This window comes from Planctellipticum variicoloris (assembly GCF_030622045.1).
Taxonomy (GTDB): Bacteria; Planctomycetota; Planctomycetia; order Planctomycetales; family Planctomycetaceae; genus Planctellipticum; species Planctellipticum variicoloris.
This window is the reverse complement of sequence record NZ_CP130886.1, coordinates 797,621-813,866: the sequence shown is the minus strand read 5'-3', so window position 1 is coordinate 813,866 and position 16,246 is coordinate 797,621. Positions and strand designations below refer to the sequence as shown.

Below are 16,246 nucleotides of genomic sequence, written 5' to 3'. Positions count from 1 at the left end.
CTTCCCTGTCCTTGATTTGCGTTCCGACAGCGCCGCGGCAAGACTGGCGCATCGCGATGAGGCTTCTGCTGGCGAACGCCGGACTCAATCCACTTTCAGTAATTCTACAAACTGATCCTCCGTCAGAACCTGAACGCCAAGTTCCTGTGCCTTAGTCAGCTTGCTCCCGGCGTCGTCGCCGGCGACGACGAAGGTCGTTTTCTTCGAGACGCTCCCCGCAGGTTTTCCACCGTGGTCGTGGATGAGTTGCTCGATTTCTTCCCGTTTGAATCGCGTCAATTTTCCGGTCACAACGACTGACTTGCCCGCCAGTTTCCCTGCGGCCCGCTGGGCCGCCTTTGCCCGGGCTTCTGTCGCCGAGCCCAGATTCAGCCCCAGCCCCCGCAGGTCCTCGACGACGGTTCGGCCGACTTCGCTGTGGAGCCAGTCGAAGAGCGATTTCGCAATAACCGGCCCGACCTCGTTGACAGCCGCGAGCTGCTCTTCCGTCGCCTCCGCCAGGGCATCGAGCGTTCCGAAGTATTCGGCGAGGATCTGCGCCGTACGAGTCCCGATGTGGCGAATGTTGAGCGCTGTCAACAGGCGCCACAGGGGCCGGCCCCTGGAAGCCTCCAGGCCGGCCAGCAGTCCGTCGATCAACTTCTGCTCTTCGGCGCCGGTCGCTTTCTTGCTCCCCGCTTTATAGAGCCGGCGAGCCACTTCGTCCCGATGTTCCCCAAGTCGGTACAGATCGCCGAACGACTTCACCAGCGCGGGTGGCTGCGTCAGTTTGGCAATCAATTCCGTCCCCAGCCCTTCAATATCCATTGCCGCACGCGACGCAAAATATCTGAGGCTCTCGCGGACCTGGGCCGGGCAGGCGGGATTCGGGCAGCGGATATAGACCCCTCCTTCATCCTGCACGACCTCCGTCTGACATTCGGGACATCGGATCGGGAACTCAAACGCGCGTTGAGTTCCGTCACGGCGGTGCTCCTCCACGCGAACCACGTGCGGAATAATCTTCCCGGCCTTTTCGACGACGACCCAGTCCCCGATCTGCACTCCCAATCGCTCGATCTCATCGCGGTTGTGCAGACTGGCACGGGAAACCGTCGTCCCGGCGATTTCCACGGGCGCCAGGTGCGCTACGGGTGTCAGCGTCCCGGTCTTGCCGACCTGGACCGAGATCTCTTCGACTCGAGTGATCGCTTCGTATTTCTCCCACTTGAACGCCACGACCCAGCGGGGACTCTTGCTGGTGGTTCCCATCTGTTCCCGCAACGCAAAATCGTTGACTTTGAGGACGATCCCGTCCACCTCGAAGTCCAGCGCATGGAGATTCTGCATCAGCTCCTGGGTGTACTCGCACGCCGTGGCGAAACTCGGGCGGACCGCGGTTCCCGGCACCATCGGCAGGCCCATCCTGCCGATGGCCTCCAGGAACTGCCAGTGCGTAGCGAACTCCGCCCCTTCCAGCAAACCGACGCTGTGGGCATAGAATCGCAATTTTCGGGCGGAACACTCCCGGGGATCCAGCAGCTTGATGGCGCCCGCCGTGGCATTGCGAGAGTTTTTCAACGGCTCTTCGCCCCGCCGTTCGTGCTCGGCGCGCAGATGGGCGAAGTCGCTGTTACTGATGAACGCCTCGCCGCGAACTTCCAGCACGCGCGGAAACGGCGATTCGAGCAGCAGCGGTACGCCCCCCATTGTGCGCGCATTGTGCGTCACATCGTCCCCGCGCCGGCCGTCTCCGCGCGTGACCGCCCGCAGCAGACGCCCCCCTTCGTAGATCAGCGACAGCGCCACGCCATCGACTTTATATTCCGCCAGCCATTCGACCGGGTCAGGGCCGATCTGTTTCACGACCCGCGCGCCGAACTCCGCCAGTTCCTCCTCGTTGTAAACATTATCGATCGAGAGCATCGGCACGCGGTGCTCGACCGTGACAAAGCCTTCAATCGGCTCTCCGCCTACCCGGCGCGTCGGACTCGCCTCGTCCGCAAACTCAGGGTGCTCGGCCTCCAGGGCTTCGAGCCGCTTGTAGAGCCGATCGTACTCGAGGTCGCTGATCTCCGGCCGCGACTCGACGTAGTACAACCGGTCGTGCCGACGGATCGCGTCCCGCAGTTTTACGATTTCGTGTTGCGCCGACTTGCTCATTTTCCGGCTCTCCGCAGGCGTCACTCGACGCTGATCTTCGCTCGCAAATCGTGACGAAATTCCAGGCGGAATGCGAACGATTCGCAGCCTCCAACGAGTCGAACAAAACTGAACGGCCGGCATCCCTTTGCAGAGATCCCGGCCGTTCCAGATTTGCCGCCGTGAAACCGTCGCCCGCGACTACTCGGGAATCGTATCGACCCCCGGGGCGGCCGGCGCCGGAACGGGAGGAGGATAAGCCGCCTCTGCCGGACCGGGAGGAACCGCGGGCGTCGGAGTTTGACTTCCGGCGTTTGCGGACGACGGCGACAGATCGGTCTTGGGGAACGGCACTGGTGAGGCAAAATCGGCCGGCTGCGACTCCAGCCACTCGTTCGGCCGGGCAAAGCTGCGAGCCCACGCCCGACGAAGCGCGTCGTCCTGAGCCCCTTCCGACCAAGGACCTTCTTCGAGCGAAATCCCGCTGTTTTCCAGAGTCGTGCCTTGCCGCAGATGCAGTTCGGCGATGGCCTGGTTGTAGCGGACCACGCTGGTCACAAACGCCACTTCAGCGGCCGTCCGGTTGGACTGAGTTCGAGTCAGCAGGTCGATATTCACTCGGCCGATATCCGCCAGATTGGCGCCGCCGATATCGTAGGCCAGCTTGATGTCTCGCAACTGCCGGTCCGCGGCGATCACGCGGTCGAAGTTGGTTTTCGCGACCATATAGGCAGCGTCAATCCGCTGCACGGCATCTGCCAGTTCGTGGCTGATATCCTGCTCCTGGGACGTCAACGCCGATTTCGCCTTGATCAACTGAAGTTCGATATTCCGCAACTGCGAACGTGCCTGTCGGAAACCGATCGGCATGGCGAACTGAAACCCGAGCGTCCAGCTCGACTGCTCACCCCGCGTCAGCGAGCCGTAGGCGCTGTTGTAGCCCGAAGTATCATACGACCACAGGTCGTTGCCGAACCCGTTCAACTGATAAGACGACACGAAGTTGAGCTGCGGATTGACGACGCTCTCCGCCGCCAGACGCTGCAGTTCGAGACTCTTGATCTGCCACTTCTGACGGCGCAGCTCCGGCCGCCGCATCAGCGACTCCAGCAGTGCGGAGTCCCAATTGACCACGTACTCCGCCTGCAGCGGTGAATCGCTCGGGCGAATCAGCCGGCCATCGTTGACCGGCAGCGCCAGCAGCCGCCGAAACTGATTCTCGGTGCTGTAGATGGTGGCCAGAGCGTTCTCGACCCGCGCTCGCGTCTCCAGGTAGTTCGCTCGCGCCAGCGACTCCGAAGCGCTCCCGCCGCCCGCCGACTGCGCCACTCGCTTGGCGTTAATCGTCGTCCAGACCTGCAGCACGCTGTCGCGATTGGCGACTTCGGCGTCGTATTGCCGATAGGTCAGATACAGCTCCCAGTACAGATCCTCGACGTCCTTGACCATCTGAATCACGGCCAGCTCGAAGTCCGCGAGCGAGATGTCGACGTTGATCCGGGAAATCGATACGCCCTGACTCACGCCGGTAATCGCTCCCAGACCTGATCGGACGGGGCCGGCGATGCGGTTGTAGTCCACACCCGCCCCCGCCCACAGGGGCTGGGTATAGCTGAATTGCGCAAACCCGTTGTAGGACGACGGGTAGAGCAGCGGAGCCGGAGTATTGGTGTTGAGGTAGTTCCAGTTGTGGTTCAGCGCGACCGTGCCGCCATTGGCGAACGTCTTCTGCAGCGCCGAAGCGAACGCCGCGGTGTCGTTCTCAAGCACGAACCCCGGATTGATAAACCCGCCGTTGTTCTGCACGTTCTGCGCGCTGCCGAACAGCAGCGACGTCGTGAACTGGGCGTCGAAGTCGGCGAGGGCGGCTTCCACGCCTCGATTGCCGAACAGGAAACCCGTTTCGCGCAAGGCCGGATCGTAGACCGACGGTGCATTCGTCGGGTTGCGAAGCAGGACCCCGCCATTCAGAAACTCGCCCCGCGACCGGATCATCTTATTGTTCGCAATCGCAATCAGGACCGCGTCCTGCAGCGACAGATCCCAATACGATTCGACCTCGGCGTCCTTCACCGTCCGTGGCGCCTGAGAATACGCCACTTCGGGAGGTGTCGGATCGTCGACATTGGGATACTCGATCTCCAGCGACTTCGTCTTATAGTACTGAAGGTCCGCATCACCCAGGTAATTCAGGTGCTCCACCCCGCGACACCCGGCAAAGGCGGCGGTGGCCAGCAGCGCGTGGATCCAGCGGATCGATCGCTCGAATCGCATTCCAACCCCCTTAATCACGTCGCCGAAGAGTCGACGACGCTGCAACCGGGGGGACGATCTGCTTCGGGACTAGCGCCATACAATGACGCCGTTCGAAACCACAAATCCCGCAGGACTCTCTCATCCCGCACAAGCCGCACACCCGGTAGAGTCAGTATCGGCCCTCATTCTTTCGCTCCTTGACGGAAACAGGCCGTGGAACAATGTCGACATAGGGAAATCCAAGCGCGCGTTTGAGAACGATCACTTCCCCGGCGTCGTTCCCCTCGACCGCATGACCGGCGAACTGCAGCGCGTATCCCGCCACGAACGTCCCGCAGCCCCAGATGACGTGCCCCTCCCACAACAGCACTGCCGTCGCCAGAAACGTCAACGGAACACCGACCAGATGCAGGACCTGATTGAGCGGATGCTGGTGGCGCAACAGATAGTTTTTCACGAACCTCGTCAGCATGACCAATCCTCGCCGCAGTTGAGTGTTTCACCGCACGACCGCTTCGGCCGACGCGACTTCCAAAACGGTCCGCCAGACCGTATCCATCGTCCGGTCGCGCCCCCCGGCAGGGTTTCACACCCGCCGCCTGGCGTGAAACGCCAAAGATCAGCCGGTCTTCGATGCGAATCGGCAGACTCTGCCCGTATTGAGATTGACCAGTGCGAATCGACCACTATACTCCGCCCCTCCAATCGCTGACCCATTGACGAAAACGGCAGCCCGAGGCCGGCTGCCACAGTTTCCGCGACTTGTCGTGCGGCGGATCGCTGCGTATTTCGCGCCGCAGGACTCCCATCTGTGACGCGACTGACTGGTGGAGGCACGGCCTCCCTGATCGCCCGCATCAAGGGCTGTTGCCGATGAATTTCGATGTCCGCTACGCCCTTCCGCTGTCAGCCTTCGCGCTGAGCGTCGCTTTCACCGCAGTGGCCCGCGTGCTGGCTTCGAGGTTGGGCTTCCTCGATCGCCCGGACGGCGGTCGCAAGAATCACCATCAGGCGATGCCGGTCCTGGGAGGAGTCTCTTTCTTTTCCAGCATGCTGCTGGTCCTCGGGCTTTCGCTGCTTCTCCCCAGCTCCTGGCTGGCAACCCCCGACAGCCGGCAAATGGTGATCAGCCTCCTCTCGTCCGGCGTCTGTTTCTGCGCACTGGGCGCCTGGGATGACCGCTGGCCGCTCAGACCGCGCACAAAACTGCTCGGCCAGATCCTCTGCTGCCTGCCGTTTGCGATGCTGGGACGAACGATCCCCGCGCTGACTATTCTCGGGATCAGCATCGATCTCGGCTGGTTTGCGATTCCCTTCACCGTCCTGTGGCTGACGACCTGCTCGAATATCGTGAACCTGATCGACGGCCTCGACGGCCTGGCTGCAACGATCGGCACGATCGTCATGCTGACGGTGGCGAGCCTGTTTCTTGCCGCGGGCGAAGCCGAGCATGGCGTCACCGCGCTGATCCTCGCGGGAAGCCTGGCGGGATTCCTCGTCCACAACTGGCCCCCCGCGCGAATCTTCATGGGCGACGCCGGCAGCCTGACCACCGGCTTTCTGGCGGGCGCGCTCGCGATCGAAGCCTCTTCCAAAACGGCGGCCGGGTTTACGCTCGCGATTCCGCTGGTCCTCATGAGCATCCCGCTCTTCGACACCACGATGGCCATCGTCCGTCGAAAACTCACCGGGCGCGGCATCGGCGTCGGCGACCGGGGGCACATTCACCACCGACTGCAGGATCGCGGCCTGACCCGTTCGCAAGCGCTCCTGGCCATTACCGGACTGAGCCTCCTCATGGCCACCGCGGCCACGCTGAGCGCCGTGCTTGAAAGTGAAACCGTCGGGCTGGCCATCTGCCTCGGCACGCTGGCCCTTCTTGTCGTCGGCAGAGTCTTCGGATATCACGAGACGATCCTGTTCTTCCGCTATCTCCAGGAAATTGGCGTTCTGCTGCTCGATACCTCCGGCGTCCTGCAGACGCGATTGCTCGTCGCCCGACTCGGAAACTCCGATCCGCAGCTTCATATGGATCTCTGGCAGGCAGTGGTCGATCGCGTGGAACGCATGGGAGGCGATTGCCTTCGGTTTCAGTGCCGGGACGCCTCCGGGCGACCTGTCGGCGAAGACCAGAACTGGACGACCGACTCGTCAGCGGATCCCGGCGAGGCCCGCTGGGGATTCCAGTTCTCGCTGCGCCGCGAAGACGGCTCACGCGCAACGCTCGCCGCCGAAGGGATGACGCAACCCCACTCCGGCGGCCCCCGCGTCGACGACCTTCACCGCCTGTTCGCCTCCGTCTGCGGGGAACTTTCCGCCGACCGCGATTCCAGTCTCCGGACTCCGGAATTCGCCCCAGGCGCGGACCAGTTCGCCCCCGCCGCTTCGGATGTCCGACGACGGGCCGCCTGAGCGCCCATGTAGCCGGTGATTCCGGCACAATCGACCTATCCGGCGGAAACTCTGCCCAGACCCGCAGATTCGTTGCATCGACCTCTCCCGACACCCGGCCTCCGAAGCGTTCCGGCATAATGTTGTGCAGAGCGTTCGCGGTCCCAAGCGTTGCCGCTGCGGCAGCCGGATCACGCGGATACGGGAGTCCGGTGACATGACCACGATTCTGATTGTCGACGACTCGAAGTTCAGCCGCGGTAGAGTTGCGTCGGCGCTGGCTCCGCTCGGACACCAGTTCGTCGAAGCCGACAATGGCGCAAGGGCGCTGGAGTGCATTCGCCAGCAGCTCCCGGATCTGCTCATCACAGACCTCCTGATGCCCGAGATCGACGGATTCGGTCTGCTGACCGCGTTGCAGCAGGAGGGCCTCCAGGTTCCCGTGATCGTAATCTCAGCCGACATTCAGACCACTTCTCGCGCCCGAGCGATCGAGCTCGGAGCGACCGATTTCATCAACAAGCCGTTTCAACCCTCCGACTTGCTCCAGTTGGCGTCCCGCGCACTCCGCGCCGCCGAGGAGCTCCCGATATGTCGTTGATTACTGCCCTGCGCGGACGATTCGACGCCAGTCAGCTCGACGTACTCTCAGAAATTGTCAACATCGGAGTCGGACGATCGGCGGCGTCCCTGAGCGAATTGATCGGCGCCCGCATCGAACTGCAAGCCCCGGAAGTCCGGCACTGCACGACGAAGGACCATCAGACGTGGCAAACCGCAGTGGCCCACGAATCTTCCACGCTGATCGTGCAATACTTCCGCGGTCCGGTCAGCGGCAAAGCCGGACTCCTGTTTGATGAGCGAAGCAGCCTGCTGCTGGCCCAGTTGCTCGCGAATCTCGATACCCCCCCCGACGATCTCGACATCGAAATGAGCGGCACGCTCCTCGAAGTCGGCAACATCGTGCTGAATGCAGTCCTGGGCTCGCTGTCGAACCAGATGCGCGCCGAACTCAGCTATTCCATCCCCATGATCGTCGCCGGTCGCGATATCGCAGATGACCAGGAAATCCTGACCGACGACGGAGACACCTCCGACCTGCTGCTCGCCGATATCGAGTTCGGCGTTGCGGAACACGCCATTCACGGCTCAATCGTCATCGCCTTTGCGCTGGGATCGGTTGAGGAGCTGCTCGCCTCGGTGGGAGAGTTACTGTAGACGGCGCCGGAGAACTCCGAGCGGAAGCTCTTGCAATCGCGTGATCGACGGAAACCGCTCTTCGAGGCGTATCTCGTGGCTCCAATCCTGTTCGCCTCCAGCCCGAGAGCCGACTCGTCCTCTCCAGGGCGTTCATCGACGGAAAACCTTCAGGTCCGCGATTTGCTGGACCATGTCCCCGTGGGGCTCTGTCTCATCGACGAAGCACTGACCGTCGTCGGCTGGAACAGAGCTCTCGTCGAATGGACCGGAATCTCCGAACGGGAGATCCGGGGCCGCCGGCTCAGCGACCGCCTGCCCCATCTCGCGGAACCGCGCTATCTCACCCGCATTCAGAACGTCCTTGAAACCGGAGCCCCCGCAGTCCTCTCCGCAGCACTTCACCGCCATTTCTTCCCGGCCCCGGCCTGCGTCGGCGCGCAGAACCGGACGATGGTGCAGGAAACACGCATCCAGCGAGTCTCGACCGAGCCCCGGCAAGCCCTCATCACCGTTCAAAACCTGACCACTGAGTACAATCAGCTTGAAGCGCTGCGCGCCGAACGGGCCGAACTCAAGCGAATCCGCGAAGAGCTCGTCGCGTCCAACAGTTCCCTCCAGCACAGCCTCCGGCTTCTCGAAGAGAACAACGATACCCTCCAGCGGGAAATTCAGATCAAGGCCGAGATCGAGGCCGAACTGCGGCGGCACTCAGCCGACCTGGAATCCAGCCGCCTCCGCGAACAGTGCCACGTCGTTCGTCTGGAGCAGGTCATTCGCGATCTGACGGAAGCCCGACAGGCCGCGGAATCGGCCGCGCGCGCAAAGAGCGAATTCCTCGCGAACATGAGCCACGAAATCCGAACGCCTCTGACGGCCATTCTCGGATTCGTCGATCTCTTGCGCGACGCCGAGTCACCGGCCGAAGAGCGCACGCAGGCGCTCGACACCGTCCATCGGAACGGCCAGCATCTCCTCGCCGTCATCAACGACGTTCTCGATCTTTCGAAGATCGATGCCGGCCAGCTCCAGGTCGAACGCATACCGGCTCGATTGCGGCAGATTGTCGAGGAAATCCGAACTCTGCTTGAGTCCAGAGCCACCTCGCGGGGCTTGCATCTGTCGGCCCGCTTCGACGACTCGCTCTCGGAAATCGTCGTCACCGACCCGGTCCGACTCCGACAGATTCTGATGAATCTTGTCGGCAACGCTATCAAATTCACCGAAACCGGGGGGGTCGACATTCTCGTCTCGGAATCCCGCAGACCCGATCTCGGCCCGTCAGCCACTCTGATCGAGATTCAGGTCCGCGACACGGGCATCGGCATCACTTCCGAGCAGTTGCAGCGCCTCTTCCAGGCCTTCGCGCAGGCCGATGCGTCGACGACCCGCCGCTACGGCGGAACCGGACTCGGCCTGATCATCTCCCGAAAGCTTGCACGAGCCCTTGGCGGAGATCTTACGGCCGAAAGCCGCCCCGGACATGGCAGCTCCTTCACGGTGACGATTCAGGCGGAAACGCTGACGCCATCGATTAACAGTGGGATTCCGCAACCGACGTCGCAGATCGCGTCGAGTTCTCCGAAAATCAATTCGGACATACGGGCTCCTCAAACGAAAACGCCGCAGGCTCGAGTTCCCGTGAATTCCGGCAGACTGGCGGGCCTGCATCTGCTCGTCGTCGACGATGCTCCCGACAATCGACGGCTCCTCGCTTACCATCTTTCAAAAGCCGGCGCCACTTTCGACGTCGCCGAGAACGGTCTGAAGGCCGTCGAGCGGATCCTTGACAGCCCCGCAGCGGCGCCGGTCGACGCCGTGTTCCTCGATATGCAGATGCCGATCATGGACGGTTACACCGCCGCCGCCATCCTGCGCGACCGCGGTTTCACCGCCCCCATCATCGCCATCACCGCCCACGCCATGGCCGGCGACCGCGAACGCTGCCTGGCCTGCGGTTGCACCAACTACCTCACAAAACCCGTCGACAAAGAATCGTTGCTCCGATCGGTCTCGTGCCTGGCCCGTGAAACGGCATTGCAGTCGGCTCCGTGAAACTCAACGATCGCGGACTCGCTGTTCACGATGGAGGCCAAACTCGCTAAAACCTCCGCCACAGGCGGGCAATGGATTGCCGGGCCGGTTGATCGCACGGAGGATTGCTTGCATGTCGCCGGATTCGCTCTGGAAACGCGTTCCGTGGACCCTGCTGATTTGCACGACCGGTCTGGTGCTGCTCGGACTGAGCGGAATTGCCCGTGCTGACGAGCTCTCGACCGGGACCGACCGGTTTCCGCGCCAGGTTCTCTGGGCGACGCTCGCAGTTCCACTCCTCGTCGTCGCTGCTGCAGTCCCCTACCGATCCTTCAAACCATCGAGCTACCTTCTCTTCGCCGCCACGCTGCCGCTGCTGATCGTCGTCTTCTTCATGCCGCCTCGCAACGGCGCCCGGAGCTGGATCCCCTTGGGGTTCTTCGATCTCCAGCCCTCGGAACTCGCCAAACTGGCGTTCATCCTGGCGCTGGCTCACTACCTGATGTATCGCGACCACTACCGGCGCCTGCCGGGATTAATTCCCCCCTTTCTCGTCACGCTGGTCCCGCTGGCTCTGATTCTCAAGGAGCCCGATCTCGGTTCAGCCATGCTGTTCATCCCGGTCCTGTTCGCCATGCTCTTCGCCGCCGGCGCCCGCCTCCGGCACCTGACGCTCGTCGTCGCACTCGGCATCGCCATGCTCCCGGTCTTCTGGCTCGGCATGAACGCCGAACAAAAGTCCCGCATCACCAGCCTGTTCGCGCAGACTGAAGGCGGCCCGGCTCCCCGTGGCGACGGCTACCATCAGCACCAGTCCAAACTCATGCTCGCCCTCGGCGGAGCGTGGGGCAGCGAAGTCGCCGGCATGGCCGTCGACGACCCAGGCGCCTACCATCTCCCCGCCGGCCAGACCGACTTCGTCTTCTGCCTCGTTGGCGAACGCTGGGGACTCGGCGGCTGCCTCCTCACGCTGCTGCTCTACGCAGTCCTCTTCGCCCGCGGGCTGGCCATCGCGGCCGCGACCCGCGAACCCTTCGGGCGCCTTGTCGCGGTGGGAATCGTCGCCCTGCTGGCCTCGCAGACAGTGATCAACACCGGCATGACCGTCGGCCTGATGCCAATCACCGGAATCACCCTCCCCCTGATGAGCTACGGCGGCTCCAGCCTGCTCTCGACCGCCGTCGCCCTGGGACTGCTCATCAACGTCGGCCTCCGACCGGGCTACGAAGTCACGCCGGATCCATTCCGGTTCGCCGACTGAGTTCGTGCGGGACGCCAGTCGATCAGATCGCAATCTTCGCATTCGACCGGCAATCACCAGACTGCCGCTGCAAACCTTCGCCAGTTGCTGCGGGCTCGATCGGCAGGTCTCATCAGGCCTGCAACTCCGACCAGCCGATCTATCGCAGTTCCGCGGGCCGACCGGCGACCGGCGACATCGGCGAGCCAAGCGCCGCCGCGTAAGACTGGAATCGCTGGTCGATCGTCGGAATCGACCGCCGCAGTCGAACCGACAGTGCCTCGGGGTTCGGATTCTCCCGCAGCTCATTCAGATAATCCAGCAACAGCGTCCGCGTTTCCGGACTGGCATGCAGCAGAAAATGGACCCAGGCCCACGACTCCTGGTAATCCCACTTCTGCATCTGAGAAACCGTGTCGAGGCTTTCCAGGCGATCGATGTCCGGCTTCCAGCCCTCGGAAACGGCTTTGGCGATTCCCGCGGCATATTCGCCATTCCAGCCGGGCTGCTCGGTCACTTCGAAATATTCCGCCAGCCCCTCGTCGAGCCAGAGCGGCACGTTCTTGAGAGACGCATGCAGTATTCCGTGCGTGTACTCGTGACGCAGATCCTCCTGAATCTTCTCTCCCCAGAATGCATAAACCGCCAGCTCTTTGGCCGTTCCTACAAAATAGGCCCGCCGCGGGGGCAACTGGGGATACGCCGACTGCAGATATTGAGCGTATCGGGTCTCGTCGCTGAAGAGATAGATCACCACCTGCTGCGTCTGCTGCGGCAGGTCCAGCGTCGTGGCCACTTCCTTCTGCAGCTCTTCCAGTTCCGCGATCAGCGGATGATTCTTCGGCAGCCGGTGGTCGCTCATCAGCCGCAGTTCGTCGCTCTGGGCCGCCATCCGCTTTGGCAGCGACGGGTTCGCGCTCGGACCGCGACAGCCGACCAGCAGCACACAGAGCCAGGCGACAGCGCAAAACTTCCGCGGCCAGTGACCGGTCGCCCGATCCCGTGTACTTGATTCCGCAGCTCGCTTGCACTGCTCTGCCATCGCCGTCAGTTCGGTCCTCATGCCGCCCGCGCCATCGAACGCGGCGGAACATCCATCACCGCGGCTTCCGCCAACCACGCCAGCCCGCACGGGCTCAATCTCAACAGCCCGTCCTCGATTTCACCATACTTGTCGCACCACTCCGAAGATGCCGCAAATCCCTGCTGCCGCAGCTCGACCAGCAGTCGCTCGACATCGGATCTCCCGGCGCGGCAGACGATGTCGGCGGCGTTTGGCTCGACAAACGCGATCCAACCGGATTGATTTGATGCCGATGTGATCAACACCAGCGGTTCGGCCGCCCGGATTCCTCGCCGCAGCAGGGCGTGCCCCAGTTCCCAGACGCATCTCGCCCTGGAAAACTCCATCCATCGCCAGCCAACCGGAGACTCCGCAGCCGGATCGCTCGCCGCAGCGGCCAGACGCTCCAGCAATGGGCTTCCCAGCGACGACAGGCCGCGAACCTCAATCCATTCGTTCCGGACAATCGCGACTCTCCGATTGCCGCGCGACCACTTCCGATCCGCCTTCTCCCACGCCGCGCGGGAGTACGCGATCGACTGCGCCGCCAGCTTGCGAATTGTTCGTCGATAGCGTTTCCGATTTTGACCAGGTGAAATCAGCAGGGCCTCATGCAGGTAGCTTCGCGCCAGACGCATCTGGTCCGAGCGTGAAGCCGCCAAGCAGAACGCATGCCGGAGCTGAGACAGGTCCCGCCACCGCTGCGCCTCCGAAATCCCCCCCATGCACGGTTCAATCGCCGCAACGTCCACCAGCGTCAACTGAGGCATCGACCCGTCGTCGCCGCCGGGCGCCCAGAGCAGATTCCCGGCATGCAGGTCTCGATGACAAAAACCGGCGGCATGGAGTCGAACGAGCAACCGGATCAGAGCCCGTGTCAGGCCGGCCCGTTCTTCGCGAGACAGCCATGGAGCATCCGGCCGTCGTTCCGGAGGGGCCAGCTCGTCCAGCGATCGCCCCGGAACATCCGCGGTCAGCAGCCAGGAGCGGCTTCCGAGCAGACCGGCCGGACTTCCAACTGCCAGCGGCGGGGTCACCGGCAGACCGGCCTCCGCCAGAAGCTGCAGTTTCCGGAATTCACGTTCTGCAGGCCGCCCTTGCAACTGGCCGCGCAGCCAGCCCGTCCAGGAGCGACTGTGCGACAACTTCAAATAGCACGGAATCTCTCCCAGCCTTAGCCGCCAGGTGGTCCGGTGCAGCCCCCGCTTCGCGACGCTGTCTAGCAATTCGGGATTCGGCTCGCCGTCGACAAGCCAATCCCGGAAGCCGTTGCGGAACTTGATGGAGACTCCAGGAGGCAGACGCCAGCACCAGCCCGCGTCCCGGACCGTCGTCCAAGGACCATCGACCGCAACAGATCGGCGTGGCCGCGACGAGGGAATCCCGGGCGGGGAGGGGGCGAGCGGCGTCATCCTGATCCGCAATTCGCGAGGGTTTCGAACCGCCAGCGGTTCACAGGCACGATGAAACGGAGCTCCGTTCTCCATTCCCCCATGCACGTTTCACGTCGAAGCAGTGATGGTCCCAGATTTCGACGGCAGCAGCAAGATGAGAATCGCCGCGACCTCCCGGTCGTCGACCGCTTAACACGCCCCGTTCAACCGACCCGGCGGCTTCACAATCCTTGATCAGCGAACCGGTTACGCCGGGCAGGCGCTTGACAGCCCCGTTCAGCCCTCCCACAATTCAATCGACTCCCATCCCTCGAAATCGGCCTCAGTCTCGTTCCCACGCTGATCCTCCCGCAGGCCGCGTTTCACAACCGACAAACTGGAAACAGGTTATGCGATTCGCGCCGGTCCGGCGCGCGGTCGCCTCCCACAGGCTGGAAGGTTCGTTCCCATGGCCGAAGACTATCTGCTCAAGCTCATCAGAAAAGGCACCATCAGTGCCGACCAGCTCGCGGAAGCGGAAGCCATTGCTAAAAAACAGCGCATCGGCGTGGACGACGCGCTGATTCGCCTCGGCTATCTGACTGCATCGGAAGTCAGTCAGTTGCAGGCGTCGCAGTTTGGCTACGAGATGGTCAACCTCGACAACATCGAGATTCCAACCTCCGTCATCGCCTTGATTCCGGAGTCGGTCGCCCGGGAAAGCTCGGTCATCCCCATCGGACTGCGAGACGAGCGAATTCAGGTTGCAATGGCGAATGCCAACGATCTGGAAGTCCTTGACAAGCTTCGCTTTGTGCTCAATCGCGACATCGATCCGGTCGTCGCGTCCAAAGAATCGATCAACAACGCCATCAGCCGGCACTACAGCCAGCACGAAACCGAGTCGGTGGACTCGATGATTTCGGAGTTTACCGAGACAGCCATTGACTTTACGGAAACCGAAGGCCCCGATGCGAAGGCCATTGAAGAAGAAGAGGCCGCCCCGATCGTTCGCCTGGTCAACATGATCATCACCGAAGCGGTGAAACTGCGCGCCAGCGACATTCACGTCGAACCTTTCGAAGACCGGGTCCGGGTCCGGTATCGGATCGACGGGTCCCTTGTCGAACGCGACAGCCCTCCTAAACGACTGCTCGCCTCGATCGTCTCCCGTATGAAGATCATGGCCCGCATGGACATTTCGGAGAAACGCCGCCCCCAGGACGGTCGAATTAAGACCCGCATCTCCGGAAAAGACTACGACCTGCGCGTCAGTATTCTCCCGACCGCCTTCGGCCAGGGGGTCGTGCTCCGGATCCTGGACCGCGACAACATTAAAGTCGGCATCCGGAGCCTCGGCTTCGGCGAAGACAACTACCGCCGATTTCAGAACATCATCCGCCGTCCGAACGGCATCTTCCTGGTCACCGGCCCGACAGGGAGCGGCAAGACGACAACTTTGTACAGCGCCCTGGGGGAGATCAACCGCCCCGATCGCAAGATCATCACCGCCGAGGACCCGGTTGAGTACTACCTGCCCGGCATCAATCAGGTGGAGGTGAAGGCCGATATCGGACTCGACTTCGCCCGGATCATCCGGGCCATGCTGCGTCAGGCGCCGAACGTGATCCTCGTCGGGGAAATCCGGGATACCGAGACCGGAGAAATGGCGATTCAGGCTTCTTTGACGGGACACTTGGTTTTCAGTACGCTCCACACGAACGATGCGCCCAGTTCCATTACACGGCTGATCGACATGGGGGTCGAGCCCTTCCTCGTCGCGTCGTCCGTCATGGCGATCATGGCCCAGCGACTGGTGCGAGTCGTATGTCCCAAGTGCAAGGAAGAATACTCCCCCGACCCGAGCGAATTGCAACACTTTGAAATCGCGCCCGATCAGCTTGCGACGGCGAAGTTTGCCCGCGGCCGCGGCTGCAACAACTGCCAGCACACCGGGTATCGCGGCCGGAACGCGGTCTTCGAACTGATGCTGATGAACTCCACGTTGCGGGAGATGACATTTAAGTCAGAACCGGCGCAGGCCCTGCGTCGGCAGGCGCGGCTGTTCGGCATGAAGACGCTGGTCGAAGACGCCGTCGACCGGGCCATGCTCGGAAAGACGACACTTGCCGAAGCCTTCAAGCTCGCCAAGGGGGGGCACTGACCGATTTACCGGATGCGGTCGCCTGCGTGGCCGGGGCTGTCTGTGTGATCGAATCTGCGACACCCGCTGACCGATCCGACCGCAGCAGAATCGAACACTTTTGAATTGGCGATCTCCAGCCCGGCCTTCTGATCGAAGAGGAGGCCGCGGTGCGAGGAGAGCGAGCTGGGCCTGCCACATTTCCTGTCAAATTCCACAAATCTGAGACCTGTGAAACGGAGACACGAATAATCGACGGTCAGGCAGATCGGGACGTCGCCTCGGCGAGGCACTTCGAACGGGATTCTCCCATCGAACCGATCCAGTCCAACCTTTCCGATTCGAGTCATTCAGGCAGTCGTCCGACGTCGGGCCGCTGCCGTGTTTCCTTTTCGCTTTCGCAGTAGAGTTTCGACTCTGGAACCGCT

11 protein-coding genes are annotated in these 16,246 nt (G+C 62.5%); 6 read left to right on the top strand and 5 right to left on the bottom strand.

What is annotated here, in order from left to right; all coding sequences use genetic code 11:
* Window positions 1–84: 84 nt before the first annotated feature.
* The 3 genes from ligA to SH412_RS03150 form a co-directional block, all read right to left on the bottom strand.
* The gene (ligA, locus tag SH412_RS03160) at window positions 85–2,142 is read right to left on the bottom strand and encodes an NAD-dependent DNA ligase LigA (RefSeq protein WP_336522058.1); all 2,058 of its coding nucleotides are present in this window, start codon (window positions 2,140–2,142) and stop codon (window positions 85–87) included.
* Window positions 2,143–2,322: 180 nt separating this feature from the next.
* Window positions 2,323–4,395: a TolC family protein gene (locus SH412_RS03155; protein WP_336522057.1), complete on the bottom strand. Its 2,073-nt coding sequence runs from the start codon at window positions 4,393–4,395 to the stop codon at window positions 2,323–2,325.
* Between the two features lie 151 nt (window positions 4,396–4,546).
* Window positions 4,547–4,849: a DUF962 domain-containing protein gene (locus SH412_RS03150; RefSeq protein ID WP_336522056.1), complete on the bottom strand. Its 303-nt coding sequence runs from the start codon at window positions 4,847–4,849 to the stop codon at window positions 4,547–4,549.
* A 401-nt stretch (window positions 4,850–5,250) separates the two neighbouring features.
* Between SH412_RS03150 and SH412_RS03145 the strand changes: the two genes are divergently transcribed.
* From SH412_RS03145 to SH412_RS03125, 5 genes are all read left to right on the top strand, one after another.
* Window positions 5,251–6,789, top strand: coding sequence for an MraY family glycosyltransferase (locus SH412_RS03145; RefSeq protein WP_336522055.1), 1,539 nt, complete (start codon window positions 5,251–5,253; stop codon window positions 6,787–6,789).
* A gap of 196 nt (window positions 6,790–6,985) precedes the next feature.
* Entirely contained in the window at window positions 6,986–7,369 is a 384-nt protein-coding gene (locus tag SH412_RS03140; protein WP_336522054.1) for a response regulator, read from the top strand.
* Window positions 7,360–7,986, top strand: a complete 627-nt coding sequence (locus tag SH412_RS03135; protein ID WP_336522053.1) for a hypothetical protein — start codon at window positions 7,360–7,362, stop codon at window positions 7,984–7,986. The genes SH412_RS03140 and SH412_RS03135 overlap by 10 nt, the downstream gene beginning before the upstream one ends.
* A gap of 75 nt (window positions 7,987–8,061) precedes the next feature.
* The gene (locus tag SH412_RS03130; RefSeq protein ID WP_336522052.1) at window positions 8,062–10,020 is read left to right on the top strand and encodes an ATP-binding protein; all 1,959 of its coding nucleotides are present in this window, start codon (window positions 8,062–8,064) and stop codon (window positions 10,018–10,020) included.
* A gap of 112 nt (window positions 10,021–10,132) precedes the next feature.
* A complete protein-coding gene (locus tag SH412_RS03125; RefSeq protein ID WP_336522051.1) occupies window positions 10,133–11,260 on the top strand; it encodes an FtsW/RodA/SpoVE family cell cycle protein in 1,128 nt (375 codons plus the stop codon).
* 139 nt (window positions 11,261–11,399) lie between these two features.
* Here SH412_RS03125 and SH412_RS03120 read toward each other — a convergent pair whose 3' ends face one another.
* Together SH412_RS03120 and SH412_RS03115 are read right to left on the bottom strand one after the other, a co-directional pair.
* Window positions 11,400–12,302 (bottom strand): hypothetical protein, encoded by a 903-nt coding sequence (locus tag SH412_RS03120; protein ID WP_336522050.1) that lies wholly within the window; start codon window positions 12,300–12,302, stop codon window positions 11,400–11,402.
* Entirely contained in the window at window positions 12,299–13,528 is a 1,230-nt protein-coding gene (locus tag SH412_RS03115; RefSeq protein WP_336522049.1) for a lipopolysaccharide kinase InaA family protein, read from the bottom strand. The genes SH412_RS03120 and SH412_RS03115 overlap by 4 nt, the downstream gene beginning before the upstream one ends.
* Before the next feature lie 616 nt (window positions 13,529–14,144).
* Between SH412_RS03115 and SH412_RS03110 the strand changes: the two genes are divergently transcribed.
* The gene (locus tag SH412_RS03110; protein ID WP_336522048.1) at window positions 14,145–15,839 is read left to right on the top strand and encodes a GspE/PulE family protein; all 1,695 of its coding nucleotides are present in this window, start codon (window positions 14,145–14,147) and stop codon (window positions 15,837–15,839) included.
* The last annotated feature ends 407 nt before the right edge of the window (window positions 15,840–16,246 follow it).